Origin of the sequence: Acinetobacter sp. 1294596, assembly GCF_000582925.1 — a bacterium.
Lineage (GTDB): Bacteria > Pseudomonadota > Gammaproteobacteria > Pseudomonadales > Moraxellaceae > Acinetobacter > Acinetobacter radioresistens.
This window is the reverse complement of the sequence record NZ_JFCC01000081.1, coordinates 1-3745: the sequence shown is the minus strand read 5'-3', so window position 1 is coordinate 3745 and position 3745 is coordinate 1. Positions and strand designations below refer to the sequence as shown.

Sequence of the window (3745 nt, the reverse complement as noted above, 5' to 3'; positions counted from 1 at the left end):
CAAGTAATGCTTTGGTAAGCCGGTCATATCGCTATAAATGATTTCGCCGTCCTCATCACGTTCAACACCGATGTGATAAAGCTCATGCTCAATCAAACGGCAGAACTCCTGATCATTAGAGTTTTTGCAAAAGCTTGCGTCTACTGTAATGAGATAAACAGGTACATAGCCGAACCAGTCCCGCATCTGCTGTTCCTGCCTAGCCTTTTTCCAACCACCCTGGTTAAACATCACCTTTTCACATTGGCCCAGTACCATACGTTTTTTCGCTACTGCCGCAGATGAAGCCCAAGCAAATGCCAGGAAGGTTTCATCATCATGAAGCAGCTCAGCGATATGATCATGGTCCGGATTGTGCAGCTGGCCACCCAAGGTTAAAAAGTTTTTAAGCACCCATTCTTTTAATTCAACGGCGGGTGCCAGCCGGATTGCTTCCTCTTCCTCTGCCTGATCAATCAGTTCCGGCGGCGGGAATGGTCTGAACTGTTCCATTGAATGAATACCTCTTTAAGTGTTTAAGCCATTGACCAGCATGACTGGATTCTATTTGCAATGGTCCAGCTTCGTTGATCTTGTAACGGCTAGCTGATTCCAAACGTACAACGTTATAACCCATCTCTGCAGCATGATCATAACGATCCATGCTCCAAGCCTTATTGCTCAGTTTTCCCTTACGTCCACCAGACCAAGGCCCGCCTGCTATTTCAATTAAGATCCTGTGTTCGATCAAATGAAAGTCGAAACGCCAGTGCTTGGTAGATTTAAAGTGAAAGCATTTTCAAATTTGATTTCTAAAATATCCAGAATCCGCTCTAGTTCTTCTTGGGCTTCGAGATATTTTTGAGTTGCCTTAGGTAATGGCTTTGCTCTTGGTACCTTTTTTAATGGCTTCTTTTTGGTTAGAGCTTTGTACTGGTCGGCATCCATAACTTACACCCATTAAAAAACCGCACTAACTTTAGTCAATGCGGCTTCTTATTCTTACCAAACTTAAATAACGCTATTCGATTTCTTTCCAGAAAGAGACATATAGTTTGAATTCTGACTTTATGAGAAATGCACTAATTAAAAATGCAGCCCCAATTACCAGAAACATTATATCTATATTCATAAACCCCACCAATTCAAGGATAATTCCAAGAATGCACAGTGCATAAAAAACAACTACGCCTAAATTTTCTTTCATTTGCTTCACCAGGAGAAAATTTGCTTTCTGCAAATTTGAACTGGCATATTTACATCAAAACTTCTTTAAATGGAAGAGACTGAGAAGTCTATCCGATAAATATAATTTTTGGTTATCTGGTTAATATTTTGCAAACCTCTTACTTTCTTTTTCTCCATGAGAGAAGAACCACTCAAAACTAGCTTAAGACTATTGTTCAGTTATTTAGGTGTTATAAGCACCACCAATAAGTTATCTTCTTCTAGCCAGTCAAACTCATACCCTTTAGCATCATAGTAAATTTCCAGTTTCTCTACTACTCCAGGCTCAATATCAGAATATTTCTCTTCAAAACTTATAGCCGTGTTTTTATTTACTTCCAGCTTATTATTGATACTAGAGATTAATCTTTCATAAGTAATTCTATAATTAGACATGATAAAAACTTCTTAATTTTTCGGCAAACACCTAGCTATATCAGAACCCTAGCAAAATAAATATAGTATAAATGTCTAAGTAATTTTAATTAATTTAATCAAATAGATTGCATAAGTTATTTTAAAAAATCTAGGATTTGATCTGTAGTTATGAGAATAAATTTTAAAAGATCTCATAAGGTGTTTAGAGCTTATGAGATCTTCAATAATAAAGTTAATTCCTTTCATACTTTCAGTTCACCCATTATCCTTAAGCCACTTGGGCTTCATCCAGAATAAGCTGAACCGCACTCTTTAACTTTATTTCCAAATCAGGATCTGCCTTATTCATGCGCCACTCATGCCTGGGAGTAGGATTATTTCCGGCATATCCTATATCTGAAAACAAATATACGCATTCATCAGAGAGATGAGCGCTATAAACAACCTCTTTTGAATTACCATGTGTTTTCTCTAACACCTGTAATGTTTTCAGTATATCTGAATCACTCATATTCAAAATCTCTCATTAAATAGAAAAGCTCATACTGGGAGCGATATGAGCTTTCGGTAGATGGATATTTAAAGCTAATAAACTAATAATGAAGGGTTAAAAAAACCTGCTTTCATAGAGGTAAAAGCAGGTTAAGGGGTACTACTACACACACTCTTCTATCGGAAGGAAAGTGATAGAATTAATATTAATATAATTTAAAATTCAAATATATGTAGTTGTTTTAATAGCAATAACGGTGTGCTTAATGTATCTCATGTTATTTATTTATTAAACATAGCTTGAAATTAAATTAGAGATTTTTAAATAAACAATATAAACAAATTTCTAAAAATATGTCTTCAACTAAAATCTTATGAATAAAAAAAACCTATCCTCTTAAGGATAGGCTAATGAGGATTTGTATAGAACTAAGTGTATACAAATTCATTAAAACTTTAAGAGTCTTTCTTTCAGGGAGAAAAGACAATTAAAGTAGGTTACCAAAGTACCCTTAAGTAAAAAGGGTCATTTGAATATAGACAAAATATCGAGTTTCTTGAGTAATTTTTTTGGATAATAGAGTTAATAGTATGTATCGTATTCACTCACTAATATTCTTTTATTTGCTAGTTCTTCAAGCATGTTCTTATTCTCTGATCCAATATATAAAATAAAACCTGCGGGGCAGGTTTTATTTTATATATCTTCAAGATTAATTGAATAACTTTTTAAAAAATTAAATAAGCTAACTTAATATTGAAACAGAATAAATCAACTATGGCTTAAGGTATAAAAACTGTCGGGCTGTCGAGATAATAAATCTACAAAGTCAGGAATAGTTTCATTAGTCAACAAATAGGGATTAAAGCTCTCTTTATGCTTATCCATAAAGAAATTTATAACATCTTTATGATAGCTCGCATATTTCATATGCCATTTGGAGAACATTCGTTCATCAATATTTTCTAAGAACAGTACTTCACATTCTTCATGACGTGGATCTTTAAGAATCTTCTGAAAATAAAGATGTTCAACTTTTTCCCTCTCCCCTTCAAGGCATTGGACAAAGTAGCCATTGCCGTAATAGAGAGCACCATAAATCTTATGAGGCGTATTAAAGTTTAATGCTTCAGTAAGAATGTTGAACAGCTCATTCATAGGGTTGGCACAATCTTTTAGCTTACTTACATACAACAATCTTACATCTTCCACATTAACCTCCTGACCTAACTAAATAGTAACCACGTAAAAACCGTAAAAAAACATTTTAAAATTTTTGCAAGTAATTACTTATAGCTGCAAGGTTTGATCCTAGACAGTATCGTGGACAACCAGCCCCTCTAAACTTTTAATATATTTCTGTTCAAAGGCTTCTGGACTTAACCAGCCGTTTGCAGAATGTCTTCTGACCCGATTGTAATAAATTTCAATATAGTCAAACAAGACAGCATTCGCTTCTTTTCGAGTCGAAAACACACTGCCATGTACCACATGACCTTTTAATGTATGAAAGAAGCTTTCAGTCACTGCATTATCCCAACAGTTTCCACGTCTAGACATACTCTGAGTACAATCATTTGTCAGTAACAGCGCTCTAAAATCACGACTACAGTACTGTGAACCTTGGTCTGAATGAACCATAACACCAGTTGGATAACCCTGACGAGC

The 3745-nt window shown here is 35.0% G+C and carries 5 protein-coding genes and 1 pseudogene; all 6 read right to left on the bottom strand.

Features of this window, described 5'->3' with window-relative positions:
* Positions 1-492, bottom strand: a 492-nt coding sequence (locus J502_RS15675) for a putative metallopeptidase (protein WP_034685128.1), incomplete at its 3' end; no start/stop codon positions are given.
* Positions 452-927: pseudogene (locus J502_RS15670) on the bottom strand (hypothetical protein). The gene J502_RS15675 and the pseudogene J502_RS15670, both read right to left, overlap by 41 nt.
* A gap of 459 nt (positions 928-1386) precedes the next feature.
* Positions 1387-1602 (bottom strand): hypothetical protein, encoded by a 216-nt coding sequence (locus J502_RS15660; protein ID WP_005019487.1) that lies wholly within the window; start codon positions 1600-1602, stop codon positions 1387-1389.
* A 250-nt stretch (positions 1603-1852) separates the two neighbouring features.
* Entirely contained in the window at positions 1853-2095 is a 243-nt protein-coding gene (locus J502_RS15655; protein WP_005019484.1) for a hypothetical protein, read from the bottom strand.
* A gap of 753 nt (positions 2096-2848) precedes the next feature.
* Positions 2849-3289 (bottom strand): BLUF domain-containing protein, encoded by a 441-nt coding sequence (locus J502_RS15650; RefSeq protein ID WP_005019483.1) that lies wholly within the window; start codon positions 3287-3289, stop codon positions 2849-2851.
* Between the two features lie 99 nt (positions 3290-3388).
* Positions 3389-3745: IS3 family transposase (locus tag J502_RS15645; RefSeq protein ID WP_034685126.1), on the bottom strand; the 357-nt coding region annotated here is incomplete at its 5' end.